21 protein-coding genes and 1 riboswitch are annotated in these 25045 nt (G+C 34.8%); of the genes, 19 read left to right on the top strand and 2 right to left on the bottom strand.

Annotated elements, in window-relative coordinates:
• Window positions 1–60: 60 nt before the first annotated feature.
• From KO02_RS02165 to KO02_RS02145, 5 genes are all read left to right on the top strand, one after another.
• Window positions 61–1893, top strand: a complete 1833-nt coding sequence (locus KO02_RS02165; protein WP_038695446.1) for a sensor histidine kinase — start codon at window positions 61–63, stop codon at window positions 1891–1893.
• A gap of 53 nt (window positions 1894–1946) precedes the next feature.
• Window positions 1947–2636: a response regulator transcription factor gene (locus tag KO02_RS02160; RefSeq protein WP_038695444.1), complete on the top strand. Its 690-nt coding sequence runs from the start codon at window positions 1947–1949 to the stop codon at window positions 2634–2636.
• A 192-nt stretch (window positions 2637–2828) separates the two neighbouring features.
• Window positions 2829–3590, top strand: coding sequence for a phosphatase PAP2 family protein (locus KO02_RS02155; RefSeq protein ID WP_038695442.1), 762 nt, complete (start codon window positions 2829–2831; stop codon window positions 3588–3590).
• A gap of 75 nt (window positions 3591–3665) precedes the next feature.
• A riboswitch (SAM riboswitch) is annotated at window positions 3666–3768 on the top strand.
• Window positions 3769–3921: 153 nt separating this feature from the next.
• A complete protein-coding gene (metE, locus tag KO02_RS02150; protein ID WP_038695440.1) occupies window positions 3922–6234 on the top strand; it encodes a 5-methyltetrahydropteroyltriglutamate--homocysteine S-methyltransferase in 2313 nt (770 codons plus the stop codon).
• 136 nt (window positions 6235–6370) lie between these two features.
• Entirely contained in the window at window positions 6371–6898 is a 528-nt protein-coding gene (locus KO02_RS02145) for a DUF4833 domain-containing protein (RefSeq protein ID WP_038695438.1), read from the top strand.
• Window positions 6899–7029: 131 nt separating this feature from the next.
• Here the strand turns inward: KO02_RS02145 and KO02_RS02140 are convergent, their stop codons facing one another.
• Entirely contained in the window at window positions 7030–7398 is a 369-nt protein-coding gene (locus KO02_RS02140) for a hypothetical protein (RefSeq protein WP_038695436.1), read from the bottom strand.
• 173 nt (window positions 7399–7571) lie between these two features.
• Here KO02_RS02140 and KO02_RS02135 point away from each other — a divergent pair, with 173 nt between their 5' ends.
• Both KO02_RS02135 and KO02_RS23155 read left to right on the top strand, forming a co-directional pair.
• Window positions 7572–7970, top strand: a complete 399-nt coding sequence (locus KO02_RS02135) for a single-stranded DNA-binding protein (protein WP_038695434.1) — start codon at window positions 7572–7574, stop codon at window positions 7968–7970.
• A gap of 66 nt (window positions 7971–8036) precedes the next feature.
• Window positions 8037–8225: a hypothetical protein gene (locus KO02_RS23155; RefSeq protein WP_081918288.1), complete on the top strand. Its 189-nt coding sequence runs from the start codon at window positions 8037–8039 to the stop codon at window positions 8223–8225.
• Window positions 8226–8266: 41 nt separating this feature from the next.
• On the opposite strand, the gene KO02_RS02125 is transcribed toward KO02_RS23155, so the two are convergent.
• A complete protein-coding gene (locus tag KO02_RS02125) occupies window positions 8267–9898 on the bottom strand; it encodes an ABC-F family ATP-binding cassette domain-containing protein (protein ID WP_038695430.1) in 1632 nt (543 codons plus the stop codon).
• 182 nt (window positions 9899–10080) lie between these two features.
• Between KO02_RS02125 and trmD the strand changes: the two genes are divergently transcribed.
• The 12 genes from trmD (at window position 10081) to KO02_RS02065 (ending at window position 24855) form a co-directional block, all read left to right on the top strand.
• A complete protein-coding gene (trmD, locus tag KO02_RS02120; protein ID WP_038695428.1) occupies window positions 10081–10758 on the top strand; it encodes a tRNA (guanosine(37)-N1)-methyltransferase TrmD in 678 nt (225 codons plus the stop codon).
• Window positions 10759–11001: 243 nt separating this feature from the next.
• Window positions 11002–12405: an anthranilate synthase component I family protein gene (locus KO02_RS02115; RefSeq protein WP_038695426.1), complete on the top strand. Its 1404-nt coding sequence runs from the start codon at window positions 11002–11004 to the stop codon at window positions 12403–12405.
• Window positions 12402–12701: a chorismate mutase gene (locus tag KO02_RS02110; RefSeq protein ID WP_038695424.1), complete on the top strand. Its 300-nt coding sequence runs from the start codon at window positions 12402–12404 to the stop codon at window positions 12699–12701. Before KO02_RS02115 ends, KO02_RS02110 begins: the two co-directional genes overlap by 4 nt.
• Window positions 12688–13263, top strand: coding sequence for an anthranilate synthase component II (locus KO02_RS02105; RefSeq protein ID WP_038695422.1), 576 nt, complete (start codon window positions 12688–12690; stop codon window positions 13261–13263). Before KO02_RS02110 ends, KO02_RS02105 begins: the two co-directional genes overlap by 14 nt.
• Window positions 13264–13265: 2 nt before the next feature.
• Window positions 13266–14048 carry an indole-3-glycerol phosphate synthase TrpC gene (gene trpC, locus KO02_RS02100; protein ID WP_038695420.1) on the top strand — a complete coding sequence of 261 codons (783 nt, stop codon included), beginning with the start codon at window positions 13266–13268 and terminating at the stop codon, window positions 14046–14048.
• A 73-nt stretch (window positions 14049–14121) separates the two neighbouring features.
• Window positions 14122–14637 carry an RNA polymerase sigma-70 factor gene (locus KO02_RS02095; RefSeq protein WP_235212329.1) on the top strand — a complete coding sequence of 172 codons (516 nt, stop codon included), beginning with the start codon at window positions 14122–14124 and terminating at the stop codon, window positions 14635–14637.
• Window positions 14638–14680: 43 nt separating this feature from the next.
• Window positions 14681–15319: a hypothetical protein gene (locus KO02_RS02090; RefSeq protein ID WP_038695416.1), complete on the top strand. Its 639-nt coding sequence runs from the start codon at window positions 14681–14683 to the stop codon at window positions 15317–15319.
• A gap of 33 nt (window positions 15320–15352) precedes the next feature.
• Window positions 15353–16555 (top strand): DUF4374 domain-containing protein, encoded by a 1203-nt coding sequence (locus tag KO02_RS02085; protein WP_038695413.1) that lies wholly within the window; start codon window positions 15353–15355, stop codon window positions 16553–16555.
• Between the two features lie 954 nt (window positions 16556–17509).
• The gene (locus tag KO02_RS02080) at window positions 17510–19900 is read left to right on the top strand and encodes a TonB-dependent receptor (RefSeq protein ID WP_038695411.1); all 2391 of its coding nucleotides are present in this window, start codon (window positions 17510–17512) and stop codon (window positions 19898–19900) included.
• Window positions 19901–19926: 26 nt separating this feature from the next.
• Complete coding sequence (locus tag KO02_RS02075; protein WP_158500258.1) at window positions 19927–21183, top strand: DUF4374 domain-containing protein; 1257 nt, start codon at window positions 19927–19929, stop codon at window positions 21181–21183.
• An 83-nt stretch (window positions 21184–21266) separates the two neighbouring features.
• Entirely contained in the window at window positions 21267–22400 is a 1134-nt protein-coding gene (locus tag KO02_RS02070) for a PepSY-associated TM helix domain-containing protein (protein WP_038695407.1), read from the top strand.
• A 10-nt stretch (window positions 22401–22410) separates the two neighbouring features.
• Window positions 22411–24855, top strand: a complete 2445-nt coding sequence (locus KO02_RS02065) for an outer membrane beta-barrel family protein (protein ID WP_051959733.1) — start codon at window positions 22411–22413, stop codon at window positions 24853–24855.
• The last annotated feature ends 190 nt before the right edge of the window (window positions 24856–25045 follow it).

Genomic DNA, 25045 nt, shown 5'->3' with positions numbered 1-25045 from the left:
GCTTGTTAAACATTGTTAAAAGCAATTAAATCAAGTAAAGCATTCATATATTTGTAACAAATGAGAAAAAGAAGCATAGTTTTGATTATTAGTCTAATGACCCTCGCCTTATTGGGAGTGGCAGCTATGCAATTCTATTTTATCAGAGAATCATATCGTCAAAAATCCCAACTTTTCGATGAATCGGTAAATGCATCACTCACAGCCGTCGCTGGCAAAATAGAAAGACGCGAAGTGATTGACTTTGCTAAAGTTCAACAGCAGAACAATATAAAAAAATATCAATTCGAGCAAGAAAAACAAAGACATCTTGCAGAACAGCTTAAATTGCAAAGAGATTTAGAGGCCCTAAGAGCGGAACAATACGCAATAAAAGAAAAATTTAAGGAAGCAGAAGACCAATTAAAAGAAACTTTCCCAAGTGTAATATCGATTGAGAACTGGTTTTTCGAAACTTATATTAATAAAAAGAACAAAGAAAATTTACTAAGCATTGATGTTATTAAATACAATAGCCCAGACCATGTCGTTAATGAATATGTTGAGATTGGTGCTACAAAATTTCTACCAAAGGTAAATGCAAAGGATGACAGTTCTCGATTTGTCATACCCACAATCGACCCCGTTTTAAAACAAGCAGTAGAATATAAAATAGCAACTTTACCCCCTAAGATCAATAAAAAAATTGGCTATAAAATAATCGAGCTCGAAAATAAACTGGAAAGTATGAGCGGTCAAAATTTGATTGGCCCTGGGAAAAATGTATTTGATACGATTGCTGCCATAGGTGGTAAAAGATCCGGGTTAATCGAAGATGTAGCGATTGGAATGGAATTGTCAAAACGCCCTTTTAGAGATCGACTCAACATTAGTCTTATCCAGAATTTATTAAAAGAAGAGTTGGCTGAACGCGATATTAAATATCCTTTTAATATTGAGGTTAGAGACAGTAGCAACATCGTATTCAGTGTACAGACAATAGACAATATCATCAAGCCAAACAAAATCACACGTTATTCAACGGCACTATTTAAAGGTGATATTGGCTCCCCCCCAGGAAGATTGAGCGTCTATTTCCCTCGAAAAAGCACAATTATAGTTGACAACATGAGTTATCTCCTTTTACCAACATTAGCCTTGCTATTTCTGCTCATCGGATGTTTTGCCTATACGCTATTAATTATTTTTAAGCAAAAAAAAGTGTCAGAGATGAAAACAGATTTCATCAACAATATGACTCATGAATTTAAAACCCCTGTTGCAACCATAATGATTGCAAGTGAATCACTACGTGACCCAGAAATTATTTCGGATGAACGTCGTGTGAAACGACTTGCGAATATCATCTATGATGAAAATGTGCGCTTAGGTAATCATATTGAACGCGTTCTTGACATAGCCCGTCTTGAAAAGGAAACATTAAAACTAGAAAAAACAACTATTCGCATCAATGATCTTTTGTTCGCAGTACTTGACAGCATGCAATTACAATTACAAAAAGTAGGAGGCCATTTTGAGCATCACTTAGAAGCAAAGCATGATACAATTATTGGCGATGAGCTACATCTTTCTAATGTCTTTTTCAATTTGATTGATAATGCCATAAAATACAGCAAAGATAATCCTCAAATCACAGTAAAAACAAAAAACACAAAGGACAGTATCCAAATTACTATTATTGATAATGGAATAGGAATGGCAAAAGACCATTTAATAAAAATATTTGATCAATTCTATCGAATCCCAACAGGAAATATACATAATGTAAAAGGATTTGGCTTAGGGCTTTCCTACGTTTATGATATAATCAAAAGAATGAACGGTAAAATTCAAGTTAAAAGCGAGAAAGACAAATGGACTCAGTTTGAAATAACATTACCCATAAAAAATTAAACCGATATTAATTTCGTATATTATCATCAATATTCGAACAAAACTATAAGAATATGCAGAAGATATTATTAGCAGAAGACGACCCAAACTTAGGGGATTTGTTAAAAGATTACCTAGAACTGAAAGGTAAATTTGACGTCACACTTTGCACGGACGGAGAAGATGCAGTTAATCAATTTCGTAAAAACACTTTTGATCTTTGCATTCTAGATGTCATGATGCCAAAAAAAGATGGCTTCACAGTTGGTAGAGAAATAAGAAAAATAAACAACACGACCCCTATCATATTTGCGACAGCAAAAGGTATGATGGAAGATAAAACGGAAGCATTTGAGCTCGGTGGAGATGATTATATCACGAAACCATTCCGTGTAGAAGAATTGCTTCTTCGCATCCATGCATTACTTAAACGAGTAGTAAGGGAAAAAGATGAACAAGTTATTAGTGATAAGTTTGAAATCGGAGAGTATTTCTTCGATTATACAAGTCAACAAATTGCACACAAGGGACTACAGCAAAAACTATCTACAAAAGAAGCAGAGCTACTTCGACTGCTATGTCTAAAGAAAAATGATGTACTAACACGAGAAGAAGCCCTATTAAAAATTTGGCACGATGATAATTACTTCACGGGCAGAAGTATGGATGTTTTCTTAAGTAAACTAAGAAAATATTTAAGAGATGACCCTAAAGTAGAAATTGTCAATGTGCATGGAAAAGGTTATAAATTATTAGTAAGCTAAAAAAAGCTTCAATTTAAAGAGAGGTATATAGCGTCTCTTTAAATTGAAGCTTTCCTCAATAAAAAGGCGTCATAATCGTTGATGGGATACAGAGAACTTCTTGCATTCATATCGATGAGCTATCTAAGTTAGAAAACCGCTATAAATACGCGCTCACTTTATGCCAAGTAAAATTATTATTTAAGTACAACAATGAAAATTTCATCCCTATTATTTTTAAGCCTCTTACTATCCTTCTATTCAACATCTCTCCATGCCCAAAGTGACTCGTTATCACTTATTAATTCTAAAGCCGAAGTCAAACAGATATCATACAAGCAATTACTTGTCCCAGCCACATTAATAACGTATGGAATAGTATCCTTAAAAAGCCCTTACCTAAAACATAAAAATGAACAAATAAACAATGCAATAAATAACAATCCGTCGAAAACATTCAAGCTCGATAATCTCACACTTTTTATTCCTTCGGCAGCTGTATATGGTCTTGATATACTCGGGATACCCAGTAAACACAGTCTCAAAGAACGTTTGGCAATTAGCACAATCTCTCACGCTATCACCCTCTCAACTGTATATACAATTAAGCATACCACCCCTACTTGGAGGCCAGACCAAGCAGACCAAGAGTCATTCCCATCAGGACACACTGCAATCGCCTTTACAGGAGCAGAGATGTTGTGGCAAGAATATAAAGATCAATCTGTTTGGTATGGAATTGCAGGTTACACAATTGCTGCAGGAACAGGATACCTCAGAATGTATAACCATAAACATTGGTTTTCTGATGTAGCAATGGGCGCAGGTATCGGAATCATGGGAACCAAAATTGCATATTGGCTGCTACCCCTCTTCGATAAACATTTACAATCAAAAAAAACAACTCCATTCACGATGGCCTCTCCATTTTACAATGGCAAACAACTCGGAATGGTTGCTACATTTCAATTATAATACACGATTCTTTGTCATTTTTTCACAAAAGTTATAAAAACTTTGTTTTTCTAAAAGAAATTCCGATATTTACAGCACTTATAGAGAAAGGCAGAGGGAATAGACCCAATGAAGCCTTAGCAACCTGTCATTTGACAAGGTGCTACATTCTACCCAATCAAATTGGGAATGATAAGCTAGACACAAAATATCCTGTGCCCTCCTCTCTAAAAGCAATCAAAAAATTTAGTAAAATAGATTCAAGAATTTTTGATCGTTTTTTATTTCAAATACAAAACTCTTCTAATTTCTTGCTTCGTTAAGGTTGAACAAATAAAATAATCTCATATTTATGTTACTAACGAACAACTTAGGTTACCCACGTGTAGGTGCCTTTCGCGAGTTGAAAAAGGCCAATGAAGCATATTGGGCTAAAAAAATCAGCGCGCAAGAATTATTGCAGGCTGGACTGAAAATCCGTGAAGGCAACTGGAAAACTCAAAAAGATGCTGGCATCGATTTGATTCCTTCAAATGATTTTTCATTTTATGACCAAGTTTTAGATTTGACTTTAACGGTAGGCGCAATTCCTGCACAATACCAATCTCTTTTACATACAAAAGATAATGGCTACAACTTAGATCTTTACTTTGCAATGGCACGTGGCTTCCAACAAGATGGTGTTGATGTTACGGCAATGGAAATGACAAAATGGTTTGATACAAACTACCATTACATCGTTCCAGAATTCGTGAAAAATCAAGAATTCAAATTAACTTCAGAAAAGTTCCTAAACGAATATAACGAAGCAAAATCTTTGGGTATCGAAACTAAACCAGTTTTAATCGGCCCAATCTCATACTTATTATTAGGTAAAGAAAAAGAAACTGGTTTCAACCGTATCGATTTAATCGACAAGTTAGTTCCTGTTTATGAAGAAATCCTAGGCAAATTGGCTGCCGCTGGTGCAAAATATGTACAAATTGACGAGCCATTTTTAGCATTAGATATTGATGATGCAACACGTGCATTATACACAAGTGTATTCACGAAATTAGCTGCTGCAGCTAAAGACATCAAAATTATTGTAACAACATATTTCGAGGCTTTACGTGACAATGAAGAAACTGCATTAAACTTACCTGTTTACGCTGTTCACGTTGACTTAGTAAGAGGTGAAAACCAACTCGACACCATATTAGCAAAAGTTCCAGCCTCATTAACACTTTCATTAGGTGTTGTTGAAGGTCGTAACATTTGGAAAAATGATTATGAAAAATCTTTAGCACAAATCAAAAAAGCTGTTGATGCTTTAGGTAAAGACCGTGTATTAGTTGGACCTTCGAGTTCTTTACTACACGTTCCTTTCGATTTGGATAACGAAGACAATGAAGAATCACTACCAAAAGAAGTGAAAAATTGGTTAGCATTTGCTAAACAAAAATTAGCTGAGGTAAAAGATTTAGCGATTTTAGCTGATGGCGAAGTAGATTCAAAAACTGCTGAGCGTTTCGAAGCAAATAAAGCTGCTGCTGAAGATCGTCGTACTTCTACCTTGATTCATAAACCAGAAGTTAAAGAGCGTACTGCAAATATCACTGATGATGATGCTAAACGTACTTCTACATTTACTTCACGTAAAGAAGCACAACAAGAAAAATTTAACCTTCCTGCATTCCCAACAACAACTATCGGTTCATTCCCACAAACGAAAGATGTTCGTAAATGGAGAGCAGACTTGAAAAAAGGTGTAATTTCTCAAGAGCAGTATGATAAAGAAATCGCCGAAGAAACAGAAAGAACAATCCGCCTTCAAGAGCAATTGGATATCGACGTTCTAGTTCACGGTGAGTTCGAGCGTAATGATATGGTTGAGTATTTCGGTGAGCAATTAGCTGGTTACGCATTCACTAAAAATGGTTGGGTACAATCATATGGTTCACGTTGTGTTAAACCTCCAGTTATTTATGGCGATGTATACCGTCCTGCAGACATGACTGTTCGTTGGTCAGCCTATGCACAGACTTTAACTAACCGTCCTGTAAAAGGAATGTTAACTGGTCCAGTAACAATCTTACAATGGTCATTCGTACGTAACGATCAACCCCGTTCTACCACAACATACCAAATTGCATTAGCGATCTTAGATGAAGTACAAGCTCTAGAAAAAGCAGGTATCAAAATTATCCAGATTGATGAGCCAGCAATACGCGAAGGCCTTCCATTACGCAAAGCTGATCAACAACAATATTTGGATTGGGCAGTCCGCTCATTCCGTGTATCTTCTTCAAATGTAGACGATGATACACAAATTCATACACACATGTGTTACTCTGAATTCAATGATATCATCGAAGATATCGCTGCAATGGATGCTGACGTAATCACGATTGAAACATCTCGTTCTCAAATGGAGTTATTAGACGCTTTTGCTGCTGATTTTAAATATCCGAACGATATAGGTCCAGGTGTATATGACATCCACTCTCCTCGCGTACCTAGTACAGAAGAAATGGTTGAATTATTACGCAAAGCAAAAGCTGTAGTTCCTGCAGCACAACTTTGGGTAAACCCTGACTGTGGTTTGAAAACTCGTGCTTGGCCTGAAACTAAAGCTGCTTTAGAAGCAATGGTTGAAGCTGCTAAAATCTTAAGAGCTGAATAAGTTCAGAAATTTAGTATTATAAATTATAGCAAGCCCGATGTATTTTATTTCGGGCTTGCTTTTTTAATATATTGAACGTGACCGCTTAATTCTAAGTCAAGAATAGTTATTTTTACGGAAGTAAAATAACCATAAGATGAAGAATCTGATCAACTCTATATACTTGCTATTTTGCACAGCAATAAGCAGCTTTGCACAAGAAGGTTATCCAACACCAGCAATCAATCCAAAATTTCTTTTCTATATTCAGCATAGTGAAGGTCATAACACTTATGTTTATGAAGCTAACATGATTGATAAATTAAATTTTGACAATAAAAATCCGATTAAAAACTACCGTATTTTATATGATAAAAATGGAGAAATTAGACCCCTGACAGGTATCCAACAAAAATTTGCATATGGTATTAAATCAAAAGAATTGGAAAACAATACCTTTGAAATCAAAATTGTGTCTTATGCCAATCAACCACTATACCTCAAAATTGACAAAACAGGTAAGCCCTATGTAGAAACTGTAGTCAATGGGCACAAGCTTAATCTTCAAAGGATATTCATCAAACAGAAAGAGGGAACTTCCGGATTAGGAACTCAAGTAGAATATCTCCTATTCTATGGCACTGACCACTATGGCAAAAAAGTTCATGAAAAATTAATCCCATAGTCAATCATATATAATTATCCTGTTCTCATAGCATCTCATATAGTTTCAGAAATTGTGGATATGTGATAAAATTCACCTCATGAATTAATCTTAATGGAAACATAAATAGCGATAACCCATAATTTTATTCTCTATTTTGGCTCTCTTTTAACAATTAAAATCATACTACCTTCTATGACCAAATAACCATATTCATAAACAAAAAAGTAGGTTTGCCCTTTTACATTTATAAAAGTATTTGTATAATACTTCATATCAAATCCCTGTTGTAGCAATTTTTCTCTATTAACCTTTAACATCCCCTCTTCCCCCAAAAGCTCTAGCAGGATACGTCTATTTTTACGTAGTGTGTAGTTGATTTTTCGTACTAGGTTCGTATGGTCACTGTTCTGTCGATTATTATAGCTATTCCGACAATTATCATCGCAAAACCGCTTATCAGCTCTTCCACGTATAGGTTGATTGCATTCCAAACAAATTTTTAAAACATTTTCTAACATAAGCTTAAAAAAATAAACGACAACAAACGTTTACAAACGCTTACAGTCGAATATAAACGTTTAATAACCGACTAAATTTTATTCTAATTCTGACTTTTACAGCAGTTATTCGACGTTGTTGAAGAACATAATTATTGAAGTTAAACAATTTTATATCATTTAAAGCTAAAGTTATGAGTACATTAAGAAACAAAGTTCAGTTAATTGGTCATTTAGGTGGGGATCCCATTATCAAAACAAGTAATAGCGGAACCAAGGTATCTACGCTGAGACTAGCAACCAAAGATTTATTTAAGAACAAAGCCGGAGAGTGGGTGGACGAAACCCAATGGCACACCCTAGTTGTATGGGGCAACCTCAATAATATCATTGAGAAACATTGCCAAAAGGGATCACAGATATTAGTAGAAGGAAAACTAACTTACCGCGAATTTGAGGATAGTATTAACGGCAAGAGAACACTAACTGAGATTAAAGTTGAAAACATTATTGTGATGAGCAAGTCTAAATCAAGTAAAGGAAACACTACTGTTAATTCTGAAGATACGATAGAAGAAGATTTACCTTTCTAGAAAAAATGAATGTAAAGAACAAACATTAGAACCTAATGCTTGTTCTTTATTAAAACACAATATATCATGAAGAGAATATTTCCAATAGTATTTATCCTGTTAACTTGCCTTTCTTTAACGAGCTGCTCGGTAATTGAGGGCATTTTCAAAGCAGGTGTATGGTCAGGCATTATCGTAGTCGTCATTGTAGTGGGTCTAATCCTTTGGATTGTATCCAAACTCTTTGGAGGAGGAAAAAAGTCAGACATCGATTAAAAAAAAAGCTCCTAAACAATTTTAGGAGCTTTTTTTGATTGTTACTTTTCTATATCTTTCAAACTATTCATTTTCTTATATTCAAGAAATCCTTTAATATCTGTAAAATGCTCACGAACACGTTTATTTCCAAATTCAAATACTTTGTGCGCTAGACCATCCAAGAAGTCACGATCATGGGATACTAAAATCAATGTCCCATCAAAATCTTGAAGAGCATCTTTTATAATGTCCTTCGTTTTCATGTCCAAGTGATTGGTAGGTTCATCGAGAATCAGAACATTGACAGGCTCCAACAATAATTTTATCATGGCTAAACGTGTTTTTTCTCCCCCTGACAAGACCTTCACTTTTTTAGTTGTATCGTCACCACTAAACATAAAAGCACCTAGTAAGTCCTTAATTTTCACACGGACATCCCCAACTGCAATTTGATCTATGGTGTCAAAAACAGTTAATTCACCGTCTAATAACGCAGCCTGATTCTGTGCGAAATAACCAATCTTAGCATTATGACCGATTTTCAAACTCCCTTCATACTCGATTTCTCCCATGATTGCTTTAATCATAGTTGACTTCCCTTCACCATTTTTACCAACAAAAGCAACCTTTTCACCACGTTCAATGACCATATCTGCTTTCTGAAAAACAACATGGTCGCCATATTTCTTGGTTAGTTCCTCAACCATCACAGGATATTGACCCGAGCGAGGAGAAGGTGGAAATTTTAATCGCAACGCTGATGTATCAACCTCATCAATTTCGATAACTTCTAATTTTTCCAACATCTTAACACGCGATTGTACCTGTAGTGTTTTTGAATATGTTCCCCTAAAACGGTCTATAAATTCTTGATTGTCCGCAATAAATCGCTGCTGCTCTTCATAAGCTTTTAGCTGGTGCAAGCGACGATCTCTACGAAGCTCTAGGTAATGACTGTATTTAGCTTTATAGTCGTAAATACGACCCATCGTTACTTCTATCGTCCGATTGGTAATATTATCAACAAAGGCTCTATCGTGTGAAATAACAATCACTGCTTTAGCTGAGTTCATTAAAAAATCCTCTAACCATTGAATACTTTCAATATCCATGTGGTTAGTTGGCTCATCCAATAAAATTAAATCAGGCTTTTTTAATAATATTTTTGCCAATTCAATACGCATGCGCCATCCTCCAGAGAATTCGGAAGTCTGACGTGTAAAATCATTACGCTCAAAACCTAGACCCTTTAATACTTTTTCAACCTCAGCTTCATAGTTAACTTCCTCTATAGAATAGAATTTTTCACTTAATTCCGATACCCGTTCGATGAGTTTCATGTAATCATCCGTTTCATAGTCTGTCCTGACATTCAACTGTTCATTTAACTGTTCTAGTTCATCACGCATATGATAAACCTCCTCAAATGCCTTTAAAGTTTCTTCAAAAACAGTAACATTATCTTGCGTCAATAGATGTTGCGGAAGGTAGGCTATAACAGCATCTTTTGGTCCAGAGACATGACCTGTAGTGGCTTTTCCTGCACCAGCAATAATTTTCAACAATGTTGATTTACCTGCCCCGTTCTTTCCCATTAGAGCGATTTTATCATTTTCATTAATTGAAAATGAAACATCACTAAAAAGAGTTGTTCCTCCAAAGGAAACTGAAATATTATTTACGTTAATCACTTTTATTCGCTTTTTTTCGCAAAGATAAGCGAATCAATCTTATAAATACATAGGCGTTGATGATTATCATAAACATGATGCCCAAATCATTTATCAAAGGCTAATGAATTGATCAAAAACCTAACTGTTTTATAGAAAAGAAATTAATATTGGGAATTTTCAATTTTATGTATCTTTGCAGAATGCGATTTGATATTATTACCGTACTTCCAAGCTTATTAGATAGCCCATTTGCTCATTCTATTTTACAGCGGGCACAAAAAAAAGGATTAGCAGAAATTGTTGTCCATAATTTACGTGATTATGCAACAAATAAGCAGAAAAGTGTTGATGACTATCCATATGGCGGAGGCTCAGGGATGGTCATGCAAATCGAACCCTTCGCTTCTTGCATAGAAAAACTACTAGCCGAGCGGACTTATGATGAGGTCATTTTTATGTCCCCTGATGGTGAGACGCTCAATCAAGAGATTGCTAATAATCTTTCCACAAAAGGGAATATGATGATTCTTTGTGGTCATTACAAAGGTATTGACCAACGCATAAGAGATATTTATGTTACAAAAGAAATTTCTGTTGGTGATTATGTACTGTCAGGAGGAGAATTACCTGCAGCAATTTTAACAGATGCTATCATACGGTTAATCCCTGGAGTTCTGTCTGACGAAACCTCCGCATTATCAGATTCTTTTCAAGATGGTCTACTTGATGCACCGATATATACACGCCCAGCGGATTGGAAAGGCCATAAAGTACCCGACGTCTTACTCAGTGGACACGAAGCTAAAATAGCGGAATGGAGAGATGAACAACAACTAAAACGCACCCTTGAAAGAAGACCCGATTTATTAAATGACTAATAAATTTTAGATTTTATTGATTTTTTATCATAAAAAGTTTGCTTAATCATTTTTTTTTATAAATTTGTGATACAATGACGACAATTAGAACATATACAAATTGGTGGTGGCCTGAAGCAATAAGCATCGGGGACTAATTGGTATTGTCAAAAATATTTCATAATCAACCAAAACCATTTATGGAAGTTCAAACCCGATGCTACTCAGTGTCGGGTTTTTTTATGTTTAAAAATAAAGAATAAAATGAAATACACGTTTAAAACAAATCTCAAAAAATTGCTTGCTGATACGACGACTCCGGTTAGCATCTATCTTAGATTACGTGATGTCTTTCCAAATAGCATATTACTAGAAAGCTCTGACTATCATAGCAGGGATAATAACATCAGTTACATCTGTTGTCAGTCTATTGCACATATAAAATTAGATAAAACGCAATTAGAAATTGCCTATCCAAACGAAAAAATCACCATCAAGAGCAAGAAAGAGATCAATCTAAAGGAAGAGGTTGCTAGCTTCAGAAAAGCATTTGCTGTAACCAACACTACAGAACGAAATATCATTTCTAATGGTCTGTTCGGTTATTTCACATTTGATGCAATCGAACATTTCGAAGACATCAAATTAACCACAGCCCCAAGTCCAAAATTGGATATTCCGCATATGCAATATCATGTGTATAAATATGTGATAGCGATTGACCATTTCCGCAACGAACTCTATGTATTTGAACACTTATTAAATGACGAAGAATCAGAATTAGAAAAACTTCAATATTTAATCCAAAATAAAAACTTTCCAGAATATACATTTCGCATAACCGGTGAGGAATCTTCCAATCGAACGGATGAAGAACATCGGGAACTCGTAAAAAAAGTAAAAGAACATATTCAGCGAGGCGATGTCTTTCAAATTGTGCCTTCACGTGCCTTTTCTACGCCATTTCTAGGTGATGAGTTTAATGTATACCGTGCACTACGATCGATCAACCCTTCTCCCTACTTGTTCTACTTTGATTACGGTAATTTCAAGCTATTTGGTTCATCTCCTGAGGCACAGTTAACCATTAAAAATGGAGAAGCAACAATATACCCTATCGCTGGGACATTTAAACGTACAGGCAATATGGAGGAAGATATTAAGCTAGCAGAAAAACTTAAAAACGACCCTAAAGAATCTGCTGAGCATGTTATGTTAGTAGATCTAGCACGAAACGATTTAAGTAGACATTGTAATCAGGTAGAAGTAAAATCCTATAAAGAGGCTCAATACTACTCGCATGTCATTCATTTGGTATCGAAGGTATCAGGTAAATTAAAATCTGATGTTAATCCATTTGATGTTGTTGGAGACACCTATCCAGCCGGAACATTGAGTGGTGCACCTAAACATATGGCACTAACATTAATTGATAGATATGAAGGTCAGCAACGTTCATTTTACAGTGGAGCAATCGGATATATGGGCTTCAACGGTGACTTTAATCATGCCATTATGATTCGTTCCTTTTTAAGTAAGCAAAACTTACTAAATTATCAAGCTGGTGGCGGAATCGTGCTAGATTCAGACCCTGAAATGGAATTGCAGGAAGTAAATAATAAAATAGCCGCTTTGAGAAAAGCTTTAGAGTTAGCAGAAACGTTATGATTAGACCTTTAGAGTATTGTGATAACCTATCACACGTTCGTAGTTCAATAGATTGTATCGATTATAGGATCATTGAACTTATTGCACAACGTGCAAAATATGTGCAACAAGCCGCTCAATATAAATCTTCATTAGAAGAAGTTAAAGCGGATCAAAGAGTAATCAATATGTTCGAACAGAGAAGTGAGTGGGCCAATTCCTTACATATTGAAGCAACACTGGTAGAAAATATATTCCAGACTATTATCAAACATTTCTTTAATTTAGAAACAGAAATTTTCCATGAGCAATCATAAAATATTAGTAATCGATAACTACGATTCATTTACGTACAATTTAGTTCATTTGTTACAAGAGTGTGATCAAGAGTATACGGTTTGGAGAAATGATAAATTCAATTTAGAAGATGTAGCGGAATTCAACAAGATTTTACTATCACCAGGTCCTGGCATTCCCGAAGAAGCTGGCTTATTATTAGAGGTTATCCGTAAGTACGCAGAAACTAAAAGCATATTGGGAATCTGTCTTGGTCAACAGGCCATCGCAGAAGTTTTTGGCGGGAAACTCTATAATATGCCTAGACCTTTACACGGTGTTGCAACAGATTTAATCATTACAGACCCATCTGAAAAATTGTTCGAAGGTTATACCAACCATAGTAAAATTGCACGCTACCATTCTTGGGCAGTAGAACCTTCATCACTTCCCGATACACTTAAGGTAACAGCTACAGATGAAGATGGTGTCATTATGGCCCTATCTCATAAAAAACTCGATGTTAAAGGGTTACAATTTCATCCTGAATCAGTCTTAACTGAAAATGGTAAAAAAATAATTGAAAATTGGTTAAAAAATTAAAAATGACAATTTTAGATAAAATAGTTGAAAGGAAGCACGTCGAAGTCAGAGAAGCTAAGGCAAAAATTTCAATTGAAGAACTAAGCCAGTATCCACTTTTTAACAGGACGTGTTACTCCTTAAAAGAATCAATACTTGATTCGCGAAGAACTGGAATTATTTCAGAATACAAAAGAGCCTCACCATCAAAGGGTATTATCAACGATACAAATAGCGTTTCCGAAGTTGTAAAAGGGTATCAAGACGCTGGAGCATCTGCAATATCTGTCTTAACAGATGCAGATTTTTTTCAAGGTAGTTTGGACGATTTAAAAGCAGCTCGTGCCGTATTGACCATACCATTGCTTCGTAAAGAATTTATTGTAGATAAATATCAAATTGCAGAGGCAAAAGCCTATGGTGCTGATATTATTCTACTTATTGCAGCATGTTTGTCCACTGAGAAAGTTAAAGAGCTTTCCTTTTATGCAAAGTCTCTTGGCTTAAATGTGCTACTGGAGGTTCATAATGAAGAAGAGTTAAATCGTAATTTGTTTGAAACAATAGATGCCATCGGTGTTAATAACCGGAATTTAAAAGACTTCACAGTATCACTAAGTCATTCCTATGATTTAGTCGATAAGATTCCAAACTCTTACATAAAAATATCCGAAAGTGGAATTTCAGACCCTGCTACTATCCGTGATTTAAAAAAAGCCGGCTACCACTCTTTTCTCATTGGAGAAACCTTCATGAAGACTACTGATCCAGGTAAAGCCCTGGTTGAATTTATAAAAGAAATCTAAAAATTATTTAAAACGAATCTAAATAAGAGTATATTTGCTACTTAAAGCACAGATTAAGTAGCCACTTCTTATTTTGGAAACAAAAATTTTTATCATTAATAAAGAAAACTTTGAGCAAATATACCTTCAGTATTGGGAAGGTATGTTTGCTTTTTGTCTAAAAAATATCCAAGATGAAGAAGTAGCAAAAGAGATTGTTCAAGAGGTTTTTAAATCATTATGGGAACGTCGCGATGATCTTCGTCTAAAAGAAGTTGAGCGGTACTTGATAAGGGCTGTTAAACTAAAAACATTTGAATATATTCGAAACAAAGTTACTCGTCAACAGCATTTAGAAAATTTCAGCAATAATGCGCAGAACTACTACTTGGAATATCCGTTAATTGCCGAAGAGCTATCACAAAAAATCTCGACATTAGTCAACAAATTACCTGCTCAATGTAAGAATGTTTTTCAAATGAGTAGAGATCAAGGCTTAACGAATAAAGAAATTGCCAATAAACTTCTTATTTCAGAAAGAGCAGTAGAATATCATATATCCAAAGCTTTAAAGACGTTAAAAACCGAATTGAATGATTATATTAATTAAATAAAAAAGAAATCCTGTATTTTTGTAAGAAGTATACATTACCATGCAAGTTGATCATAAGTTGATAGAAAAATATCATTTAAACCAATGCACTCCGGAAGAAAGAAATCTTGTGGAAGATTGGTTAATGGATGATACTTTCGACTTTACGCCACTGCCAATTTCCCAAATTGACAAGTCCCACATACAATCACAAATCTGGGGAAACATAGTACCTTATATAAATGAACCTATAGCAATTATAAAAAATTCCAGGAGAACAAAACTCTTGTGTTACATTTCTATAGCTGCTTCACTCTTAATAATATTTGGCTTCTTTATATATAAAAGCAGTATAGACAACGAAATTAGTTATGCTACCTTTGATAATAGTACAAGTCCAAATTCAAAATATTTTAAAAAAAATAGTTATGAACTAATTTTAGCAAAGCATGCTACAGCAAGGATTAATTTAGAAACAGGGGAATTTTTTTCAATAGGTACAATGGTCATCATTCCAAAGAAAGATTTTGAATTTAATCTTATCGGGACTAGCCAGAAAAAAGAATTAAAAAATGGAGAAACTTATTTCATTCTAAACTCTAAAAATACAGGAAAGCAAATTATTTTTTCTCAATCGGAGCTTACTTTTTTAGCACCAACAATACAGAATCAACTTAAATTACAGTTTAACATTATATAAAAAATATAATAAGCCTTAATAACACCAATTTTCATGCAATTAAAACTTATTTCTAAATTTTCTCTTCTTTTATTAATAGTTTTTTTTATTGGTTGTTCGAATCGAGACCAAGTCAACAGCACGACCAACAAATACAGTCTGTATATCATGAATAAGGATTTAGGTAATACAATCTTAACAACTAACTCCATTGACTCGGGAACGATGGATATCCTAAAAAATGGTATCGACGTACCAACACAGTATTTTGATAGAAGCATAATCATACATGAAGGTTTTTTCTATCATATAAAAAGTGAAAAATTCAGGAAATTTGAAATTAAAGAAAATGCATTGACAGAAATCGCGGCAATCCCGATGTCTGACCAACATATAGAAAATATAAATTGGCAAGGAAAAGATACTTTACTGATTTTTACACTTGATAATAAAACCTATAGCAAACTGCACTATTATAAGATAGATGTAAAAAGGTTTGAAATCCTACAAAAAGAAGAAATACCTTTACCATCACCTCCACCTAATTTTACAACAATATCCATAGGCTTCAGCACATTACATCACAATAACTTAATCATTGGGTATACCTACAATAAAGTATTCAATGAAACCGATTTCACGACCATTGATACCATGTATATGGCAACGCTAAATCCAGAGAATTTGCAAATAAGAGCTATACAAAAAGATAACAGATCAACGTATCCAGGAGGTATTAATACAGTACAATCCTATAGTTTTGCCGATGAAAATGGGAATTTCTATTTTATGAGTTGTCCAGGAATTGCCTTAGGGAATAACCTGAGTAAACCCACTGCAATCTTTCGGATCCCAAAAGATACAACTAAAGTAGATTCAACCTATTTCTTCAATCTAACTGCTGCTACCCAAAATCACGCCTATGGCATGTGGTACTTAGGCAACAATGAAGCTATTATCCGTAGCGAGAGAAAAGACCTTTACAATGATTTCAGTGATCATCATTCCACCTATCAGTTTGAATATTATGTTGTAGATCTTTTGAAACAAACCACAACAAAGCTGAAACTACCTTATGACAAAGGTACACGAAAAGAATCTGTTCTTGTTGAGAATGGTAAAGCATACATAACCATCGACGATAAAGACGATAATCATCAAGTATGGATATACAATATCCTTACTAAAGAAATCAGCACGGGACTAAAACTAGACAAAGAAACAGATTTCATCGTTCGTATAGACAAATTAAATTAATTTTTATTCGTCGGTAAATTTAGAGTTACGTTATAGCTAATGCGTATTTAATCTAATTATCTTATGTCAAATCTAAAAGCGATATCAATATGTATATTGCTTATTTCTTCTTTTGGTACTTACACTCAACAATATAGTATCATTCACGGTAGCCTATACAATGTCCTTGATTACAGTCCCATTCCTTAAGCACGTATCAGTCTAAAAAATACGACAACAGGAAAAATAACAGATCAATATGGCTTTTCCCGTCTAAATCAAATACCTCCGGGCAGATATCACCTTATAATCACAGCAATGGGTTAAAGCAATCTGGAAAAGGAAATTCAAGTAATTTCAAACCTAAATAAAACTTTAAAACTGTTTCTTCGTCCTATCGAGAAAAAGCTGTAAACTGTCCAGATTAACGGTAGATCTGAAAACACGAAAATTAAAGAATCAGTTTGCAAACCGTAATATGGATATTACATATAAATAGCCGGTAATTTAAAATAAGATATTATATATAACTATAATACAGTTACCGGACCAACTACCAAAGGCTTAAAAATTGAAGGCATAAATATTGTCACCAAAATGGTAAAATTATAAAATAACAATCTATTCAATATATTAAAACCCTAAATGTCTTTAATCAGTCGTGCAATTACTTCCTCAGAGCTATAAGACTGATTTTTATCTTCATAGCACAATTTACCTACACCCTACAAGATTCAAGTATAACAATTTGAATGAACCTCTCGGTTTTACAAGCACCTAATTCTTCTCCATTAATTAAAAAAACACTTTACAGATTAGCTTAATCCAAGAGAATTAAAAATACCAACAAAAAATTAACAGATTAATGACCTATCAGATAAGTAAATAGCCTAACTCATAATCTTTTTTAAAATTTAACCTTCGGTAAATTTAGAGTTACGCAACATCTCTATGTATAATTAATCTAAATAAGGGATGTTAAAATTAAAAATAATATGGTTAAATCTATTCTTGATCATATCGTTTACTTCTAATGCGCAGCAGTTAGGAGAATTAAATGGAAAAGTAAGTACAACTTCAAATATACCCATTGAAGGTGCAACAATAACAATTATCGGAACAAGCCAAATAACTCAGACAGATAAGAATGGTTTATTTTCAATAAAAAATATCGCTTTTTCCAACTATACTATACGTGTATCAGCTGTTGGATTCCAAGCTAAAGACAAGACCTTCCGTATTAATCAAAAAACAATCGAGTTGTTACCTATACAATTGGCGTCACAACATACAACAATGGATGAAGTAGAGATCGTTGCGCGATCTGAAGCAAAAGAAATACAAAAACAACCATTTAATGTCACAGCAATTGATGCGAAGAAATTGTACAATACAACAATGGATATTGGTCAGGCGCTAAATCGTGTATCAGGCGTCAGATTACGAGAGTCAGGTGGTGTAGGATCAAATATGAATTTTAGCTTAAATGGCTTTTCAGGAAACCAGGTCAAATTATTTGTTGATGGAATTCCAATGGATAATTTTGGATCATCCTTTCAGCTAAACAACATACCTATCAACTTTGCTGAACGAGTAGAAGTCTACAAAGGAGTCGTTCCCGTATGGTTAGGAGGTGATGCATTAGGTGGTGCCGTAAACATTGTCACGAAAAATCAACCAGGGAAATACTTAGATGCTTCATACTCATATGGCTCATTCAATACCCACAAAACCTCAGTAAATGCCGGATACATTGCAGACAATGGCTTTACAATGATGCTTTCCGCTTTTCAAAATTATTCAGACAACAGTTACTTGGTAAATGTAAGATCATACGATTTTGACACTGGAAAATTTTATCCTGCCGAAAGAACAAAACGTTTCCACGATGCGTACAGAAATGAAACCTTCGTTTATAACATGGGCGTTTCAAATAAAAAACACGCCGATCAGCTCCTTGTTGGTATTACCCTCGGTCAAAATAAGAAAGAAATCCAGACGGGTAATAATATGGAAGATGTATATGGAGGTCGAGAAAGCCTTGGAAACATTGTACAGCCAACTTTTAAATACATCAAAAGAAATTTATTGATAGCAGGTTTAGATGTCACCATAAACGCTCGATACAATTTTGGTAAAGAAAGAAGCTTGGACACTGTTCCAAGAAGATTCACTTGGACAGGAGAAAGCACGCCCAAAAACCCCAAAGACCCAAATGCTCCTGGAGGAGAGAATGACTTAACAGATTACCGCTACAAAAACAATAATGGTAACCTTTCTGCGAATATATCTTATGCTCTCAACGATAACAATAGCATTATGATCAATCATTTGCTGACAACATTTGACAGAAAAGGAAAAGATCATTACTATCCAGATTTAGAAGTAAATAAGCTCCCTCGCAAGACAACTAAAAACATTACCGGAATCGGATACAGAACTTCGATGAGTAATCGTTGGGATACCAATATTTTTCTAAAAAACTACAATCAAAACGGAAAATACTTCAATGAATTAGAGAAAGAAGTATATGAGAACGTGGAAATAGCAATCAATAAAATCGGATATGGTTTAGCAACTTCCTATTTCTTGAATCCAGACATTCAACTAAAAGCTTCCTATGAGAAAGCGTACAGACTTCCAGATAATACCGAATTATTTGGTGACGCTATAAATATCAGCGGCAATCCTACGCTAAGACCTGAGAGTAGTGACAATATCAATTTAGGTTTATCCTACGCTATAAAATTACAGAAGAACCATCAACTTGTTATAGATGCCAATTACATATACCGCAACGCCAAAGATTTTATACGTCAGCATGTAGGACCACTAAGTAGCAATAATAAAAGAGAGCTTAAAAGTGCCAATCTAAGAAGTGTAAAAAATAATAGCGTTGATATTAATTTAAAATATTATTTCAAGAACCAGTTTTCAGTCGGAGGTAACATGACCTACCAAAACCTGATTAACACAACTAAAGTTGAACCATCGCAAATCATACAAAGTAGTATCTACAAGGATAGAATGCCCAATATGCCCTATCTATATGGTAATGCTGACGCGGCCTACTATTTTCACCATTTAGGCAAACAGAATAATACTTTAACGGTAGGCTATAACCTCCAGTATATACATGAGTTCTTTTTAGATTGGCCAAGTTTGGCCACCCCATCTCAAAGATATAGAATCCCAACACAGGTATCACATGATGTCAATATCATTTACTCTCTAGCTTCTGGTAAATACAACATCGCTATAGAATGTAATAACCTGACCGATGCAACACGATTTGACAATTTTGAAATGCAAAAACCAAGTAGATCGTTCAATCTTAAGTTGAGATACTTTATACGCACAAAATAACAATCACAATTCAAAAATAAATGACAATGAAAAAGTTCAACACTTTAAAAATGCTAACACTAGCATGTGGCGTTTTAGCCATTACTGGATGTTCAAAAGACAATCCTTCTGATGGAGGAGGCGATACTGGAAATTCTGGAAAAAGAGAGAAATTTGTATTTATAGTAAATGGACAAGGTAGCGGCGAGGCTGGAACTACAGGCAATTACATCTTAGCAACAGATAATGTAAACGATGGTTCTATTAGCATTGTAGGCAATGGTATGCCTGCAACAGAGCTCTCATTTATCAACCAGAACAACCATATCTTCGGATTAACATATGGCGGACAAGGTCCGATAACACCCTATAACATTGACAGTAAAGGAGAGCTACAGAGACTTAAAGACGAACAGGTAAATGCAGAAACTGCAGGTATTTATGGCCATTTTGGAGATAAAAATATTATTTTGGGCACAACCAATAGAAGTATTGTCAATCCTGTTGCGACTTTAAGAAATTATGATGCGCAAAATTTTTCTATAGCAAATAAAAATACGGTAGATCTATCTAAAGTCTTAGGCGAAAAAAGGATGGCCATCTGGACTGGCGTATTTCAGGTAGGAAATAAAATATATATTCCTTTTCAATCTGGCGACGGGTCAAACAATTGGGGTGGTAATTTCACCACCACCGACACCACTTACATCGGTATCTTCTCTTATCCTGAGCTAGAATTCGAAAAAACCATAAAAGACGGTCGTGGTTCACATATTGGGAACTGGTGGGCACAACAAGGTCTAGCTGTAGACGACAAAGGTGATGCTTACGTTTGGTTCTCTGCAAATGAAGCATCTTTAGCTTCTAAAAACAAATCTGGATTCCTAAGAATTAAGAAAGGAACAGATGAGTTTGATAAAGACTACTATTTTGATATTGAATCATTAGGCAATGGAAAAATTGCAAGAGGAAGCTATCTTAAAGACAACAAATTTTTAATGACTGTCTATAATAAAGGTGAGCAGGCTGAAGGTATAGGTGGTGGATTAGTAAAATTATATATTGTAGATATCCAAACGAAAAAAATGACAGAAATAAAAGAAGTTCCTGCTCATGAACAACAAGGATATAAAGATGTCGTATTTGTTGAAAAAGACGGTAGCAAGGCTTACTATACCTGTCAAAATCTTGAAGACAAACAATACTACACTTACTCAATTGACATTAATAATGCGACAGCGAACAGAGGTTTAAAATTTGTTGGAGTATCAGGTATTTCTTCCATGAGTAAAATCAATTATTAAAATTTAAAATCCATTTATTCTGTCAAAGAAATACTTTGACAGAATAAATGTCATCACTTTAATAAATAGCACTTTAAATCATTATGCTCAGCAAAATTAATGCATGGCTACATCTTTGGTTAGGATTAGCTGCAGGCATACCTGTTGTTATCCTAAGTATAACCGGCTGTGTACTTGTCTTTGAACATGACATCAAAGAACTCACCACAAATTATATCCGCGTAGAAGCACAAAAATCTGAAAATCAGCTTCCGCCCTCTGAAATCTATAAAGCCGTAAAGGCAGCTATTCCAGACAAAGAAATAACTAGTTCCTGGTATTACGGTTTAGATAAATCAGTAAAAGTAAGTTTAGACCACTCCGATAGCTTAGTCTATGTCAACCCTTATACTGCCGAGATAATGGCCATAGTCAACCATGAAGATTTCTTTCATTTTATGGATGAAGGGCACCGTCATCTATGGATGCCAAACAAAATAGGTCGTCAAGTCGTAGGATGGAGTACGCTTATATTCTTTTCACTATTAATAACAGGCTTTATTCTATGGTGGCCAAAAAAATGGAACAAAAAATCTAGAGAACAAAGTTTTTCTATAAAATGGAAGGCACGATTCAAACGGGTTAATTACGACCTTCACAATGTATTAGGCTTTTATGCCCTCACTATCGCATTAATCATGTCCCTTACAGGTTTAATCATGAGCTTTCCATGGATGCGTCAATCAGTAGTTTGGCTTAGTGGTGGCTATCCAAACAAGCCAAAAACAGAAAAAGTCGAAAAAAAAACACCTGTAGATCAACCATTAAACGATGCGCTAATAGTTGCCGATAAAATCTGGTATAAAGTACGTCATGAATACGCACGCCATAATAAAGAAGCTGTTATTATACACTATCCCGAAGAAGAAGATAAAGCAGTATATGCGTGCACAGATATGGAAAACGGAATATGGCGAGATTTAAATTTCGACCGCAATACTTTAGAACTAACAGGTAGAAGACAAGGCCCAATTGATCATGCCAATACCACTGAATGGCTCATGCGAGCAAATTATGCTTTGCATACAGGCTTCATAGGCGGGATGACAACTAAAATTATCTACTTTTTAGCATCACTCATCTGCGCAACATTACCTGTTACTGGTTTTTATATCTGGTGGGGGAAAAAGAAAAAAACAGTGAAAAAATCAAAACCAGTTCATTCCATAACATCTTAATCTTGCAGACATGTTTCATCATTACAGATACCTTCTCACTCTATTTTTAGTTTTCACCTTATTTTTTGCACACGCACAAAAAACCACTAAAATCTATGGTCGCATCCTGGATGAACAAACAGCACCTGTACCCCACGCACAAGTAAGCTTACATCATGTTCATGATGGAACTGTCGCAAAAATTATAATCGCAGATAGCACTGGAAATTTCATTTTTCAAAGCACTTCATTTGGAAATTACTACGTGCATATAAAAAACATGACACACCAAGACTTCACAACTTCACATTTCAAATTAAGTGAAAGTATCAACGAATACAATTTTGGAAAAATAATAATCCTTCAAAATACGGCTTACCTTGCTGAAGTAGTCATCAGTAAACGCAAACAATTTATAGAACAACATCAAGACAAAACCGTTTTTAATATAGAAAACTCTATACTGGCAGACGGTAATAGTGGATTAGAATTACTGACCAAAATTCCAGGCATAAGTCTAGGTGATAATGGAACCTTCAGTTTAAAAGGAAAATCAGGTGCTTCTATAATGATCAATGGAAAACTCACCTACCTTTCTGCTGATCAACTCGCCAATTTGTTAAGAAGCACATCGTCAAACGACATTACAAAAATTGAAGTTATGACCAATCCAAATGCCAAACAAGATGCTGCAGGAACATCAGGCATAATCAATATCGTATTGAAAAAAGGATTGAAACAAGGATGGAATGGCACTGCCTCCGGTAATATGGGAGCAGGTCGCAGTTTACACCTAGGAGGAAGTTTAGACTTGAACTACAGAACGGACAAAGTAAACATATTCGGAAATTACAATCAATATTTTCAAAATCTAGAATATTACAATTCATTAACACGCTATTTCTATAGAAATTCACAAACAGAACCAGAAACCTTCTCTCAACAAGAAAATAAAATCCAACCGAAACTACGATCTAATAATTTCAGGGTAGGAATGGACTTTTACATTAGTCCAAAGCAAACCTTAGGATTCTTAATAAACGGAGGATTTGGTAAATATCCAAAATACGAACCAACCACCAATCAGTTTAGAAATTATGAAACAAAAGACCTCATCTGGTCCGCCACTACCATAACCGAAGGAAAGGAAAGATGGGAAGACATGTTGTATAACATCAATTATAACCTGAAGTTTAATGAGACAGGTCATGAATTGAAAGTCGATTTTGATATGATTGACCATCATTCCAAAATGGATCAAACACTAACAACCGAATACAAGAATGAAAAACTAGAACCGATACCTCATAAATCATCGCGTATTGGTGATATTCCTTCGGATAGTAGAGTTTACGTAGCAAAAATTGATTATACTCTTCCCTTTAATGAACACTTTAAATTAGAAACAGGTTGGAAAGCAAGTCACATTCGAACAGAAAATGATCTACAGTATGATACGCTACAAGAAAATGGTAATCGTGTTCCCGATCATTCCACAAGCAACCATTTCATTTATAAAGAAACGATACAGGCTGGATATGTTAATCTTTCGAAAACATGGAATAAACTGTCAACACAAGTAGGTGTACGTGCAGAACACACCTCTACGAATGGCAATCAGATTACTCTAAATGATCGGTTCTCAAAAGATTATTTAAAATTTTTCCCATCAGCATTTATATCTTACAATATCAGTACTAATCATAAAGTACAATTAAGCTACAGTTATCGTGTTGAGCGTCCATCATTCTGGAGTCTAAATCCATTCCGTGTCTATACAGATCCCTTCTCCTATTCAGAAGGCAACTCAAAACTAGACCCAGCATACGAGCACGCTTATGAAGCCAACTATACGCTAGCTAGCAAATATATATTTACGTTAAATTATGCCGACCGATCTAATGTCGTAAATGATATCATAGGATTAGACCCGACGAATCAACAGATCACTTTTGAAAGACCCGAAAATATTGGTTCATTCAAAAATTATGGAATATCATTCATGGCCCCCACACAATTCTTTTCCTGGTGGACAGCTACACATTTTGCGAACTATTACAGAAACGAATATGAGATTCCACAAGAAGATGAATTAATTAAAAGATCAGGCAATACGTTATCATTAAACACACAAAATAGTTTCAAACTAACAAAAGATTGGTCTTTAGAAATCGGCGGTAATTATAACTCCGGATTGACCATTGGTTTAAGCAAGATCAAAAGCTACGGACTAGTTTATACCGGGATACAGAAGAATATCTTAAATAAAAAAGCAACGATCAAGCTAGTTGTCAATGATATATTCCATACCAATACCCGTAGATATGAAACCATTTCAAATGCGGTAAGATTAGTAGGAAAATCTAATCCAGATAGTAGAACAGCAATTTTATCATTCAACTATCGATTTGGAGGCTCTAATAACAAAGCAAAAGAACGGTCGACAGGTTCTGAAGATATAAAAAATAGATTATAAAAGTCAAGACAATCCAACTGGGCTTCCCATATCATTTTTAAATAAAAACAGCTATCAAGACAAGTTGATAACTGTTTTTATTTCTAATTATTAAAAGAGCGCAAAAACGTCATACCTTCACAAATTTCATTATTTATACTTACATTAATTAATCTGTACATGTAGAGCATCCCTTTACCTATAAACTGTT

This window comes from Sphingobacterium sp. ML3W, assembly GCF_000747525.1.
Lineage (GTDB): Bacteria > Bacteroidota > Bacteroidia > Sphingobacteriales > Sphingobacteriaceae > Sphingobacterium.
This window is presented reverse-complemented; position numbering and strand designations above follow the sequence as displayed.

What these genes read in the sequence shown, in the direction of transcription:
- KO02_RS02165 (WP_038695446.1), top strand. Translation starts at nt 61, where the DNA reads ATGAGAAAAAGAAGCATAGTTTTGATTATTAGTCTAATGACCCTCGCC.
- KO02_RS02160 (WP_038695444.1), top strand. Translation starts at nt 1,947, where the DNA reads ATGCAGAAGATATTATTAGCAGAAGACGACCCAAACTTAGGGGATTTG.
- KO02_RS02155 (WP_038695442.1), top strand. Translation starts at nt 2,829, where the DNA reads ATGAAAATTTCATCCCTATTATTTTTAAGCCTCTTACTATCCTTCTAT.
- metE (WP_038695440.1), top strand. Translation starts at nt 3,922, where the DNA reads ATGTTACTAACGAACAACTTAGGTTACCCACGTGTAGGTGCCTTTCGC.
- KO02_RS02145 (WP_038695438.1), top strand. Translation starts at nt 6,371, where the DNA reads ATGAAGAATCTGATCAACTCTATATACTTGCTATTTTGCACAGCAATA.
- KO02_RS02140 (WP_038695436.1), bottom strand. Translation starts at nt 7,398, where the DNA reads ATGTTAGAAAATGTTTTAAAAATTTGTTTGGAATGCAATCAACCTATA.
- KO02_RS02135 (WP_038695434.1), top strand. Translation starts at nt 7,572, where the DNA reads ATGAGTACATTAAGAAACAAAGTTCAGTTAATTGGTCATTTAGGTGGG.
- KO02_RS23155 (WP_081918288.1), top strand. Translation starts at nt 8,037, where the DNA reads ATGAAGAGAATATTTCCAATAGTATTTATCCTGTTAACTTGCCTTTCT.
- trmD (WP_038695428.1), top strand. Translation starts at nt 10,081, where the DNA reads ATGCGATTTGATATTATTACCGTACTTCCAAGCTTATTAGATAGCCCA.
- KO02_RS02115 (WP_038695426.1), top strand. Translation starts at nt 11,002, where the DNA reads ATGAAATACACGTTTAAAACAAATCTCAAAAAATTGCTTGCTGATACG.
- KO02_RS02110 (WP_038695424.1), top strand. Translation starts at nt 12,402, where the DNA reads ATGATTAGACCTTTAGAGTATTGTGATAACCTATCACACGTTCGTAGT.
- KO02_RS02105 (WP_038695422.1), top strand. Translation starts at nt 12,688, where the DNA reads ATGAGCAATCATAAAATATTAGTAATCGATAACTACGATTCATTTACG.
- trpC (WP_038695420.1), top strand. Translation starts at nt 13,266, where the DNA reads ATGACAATTTTAGATAAAATAGTTGAAAGGAAGCACGTCGAAGTCAGA.
- KO02_RS02090 (WP_038695416.1), top strand. Translation starts at nt 14,681, where the DNA reads ATGCAAGTTGATCATAAGTTGATAGAAAAATATCATTTAAACCAATGC.
- KO02_RS02085 (WP_038695413.1), top strand. Translation starts at nt 15,353, where the DNA reads ATGCAATTAAAACTTATTTCTAAATTTTCTCTTCTTTTATTAATAGTT.
- KO02_RS02080 (WP_038695411.1), top strand. Translation starts at nt 17,510, where the DNA reads ATGTTAAAATTAAAAATAATATGGTTAAATCTATTCTTGATCATATCG.
- KO02_RS02075 (WP_158500258.1), top strand. Translation starts at nt 19,927, where the DNA reads ATGAAAAAGTTCAACACTTTAAAAATGCTAACACTAGCATGTGGCGTT.
- KO02_RS02070 (WP_038695407.1), top strand. Translation starts at nt 21,267, where the DNA reads ATGCTCAGCAAAATTAATGCATGGCTACATCTTTGGTTAGGATTAGCT.
- KO02_RS02065 (WP_051959733.1), top strand. Translation starts at nt 22,411, where the DNA reads ATGTTTCATCATTACAGATACCTTCTCACTCTATTTTTAGTTTTCACC.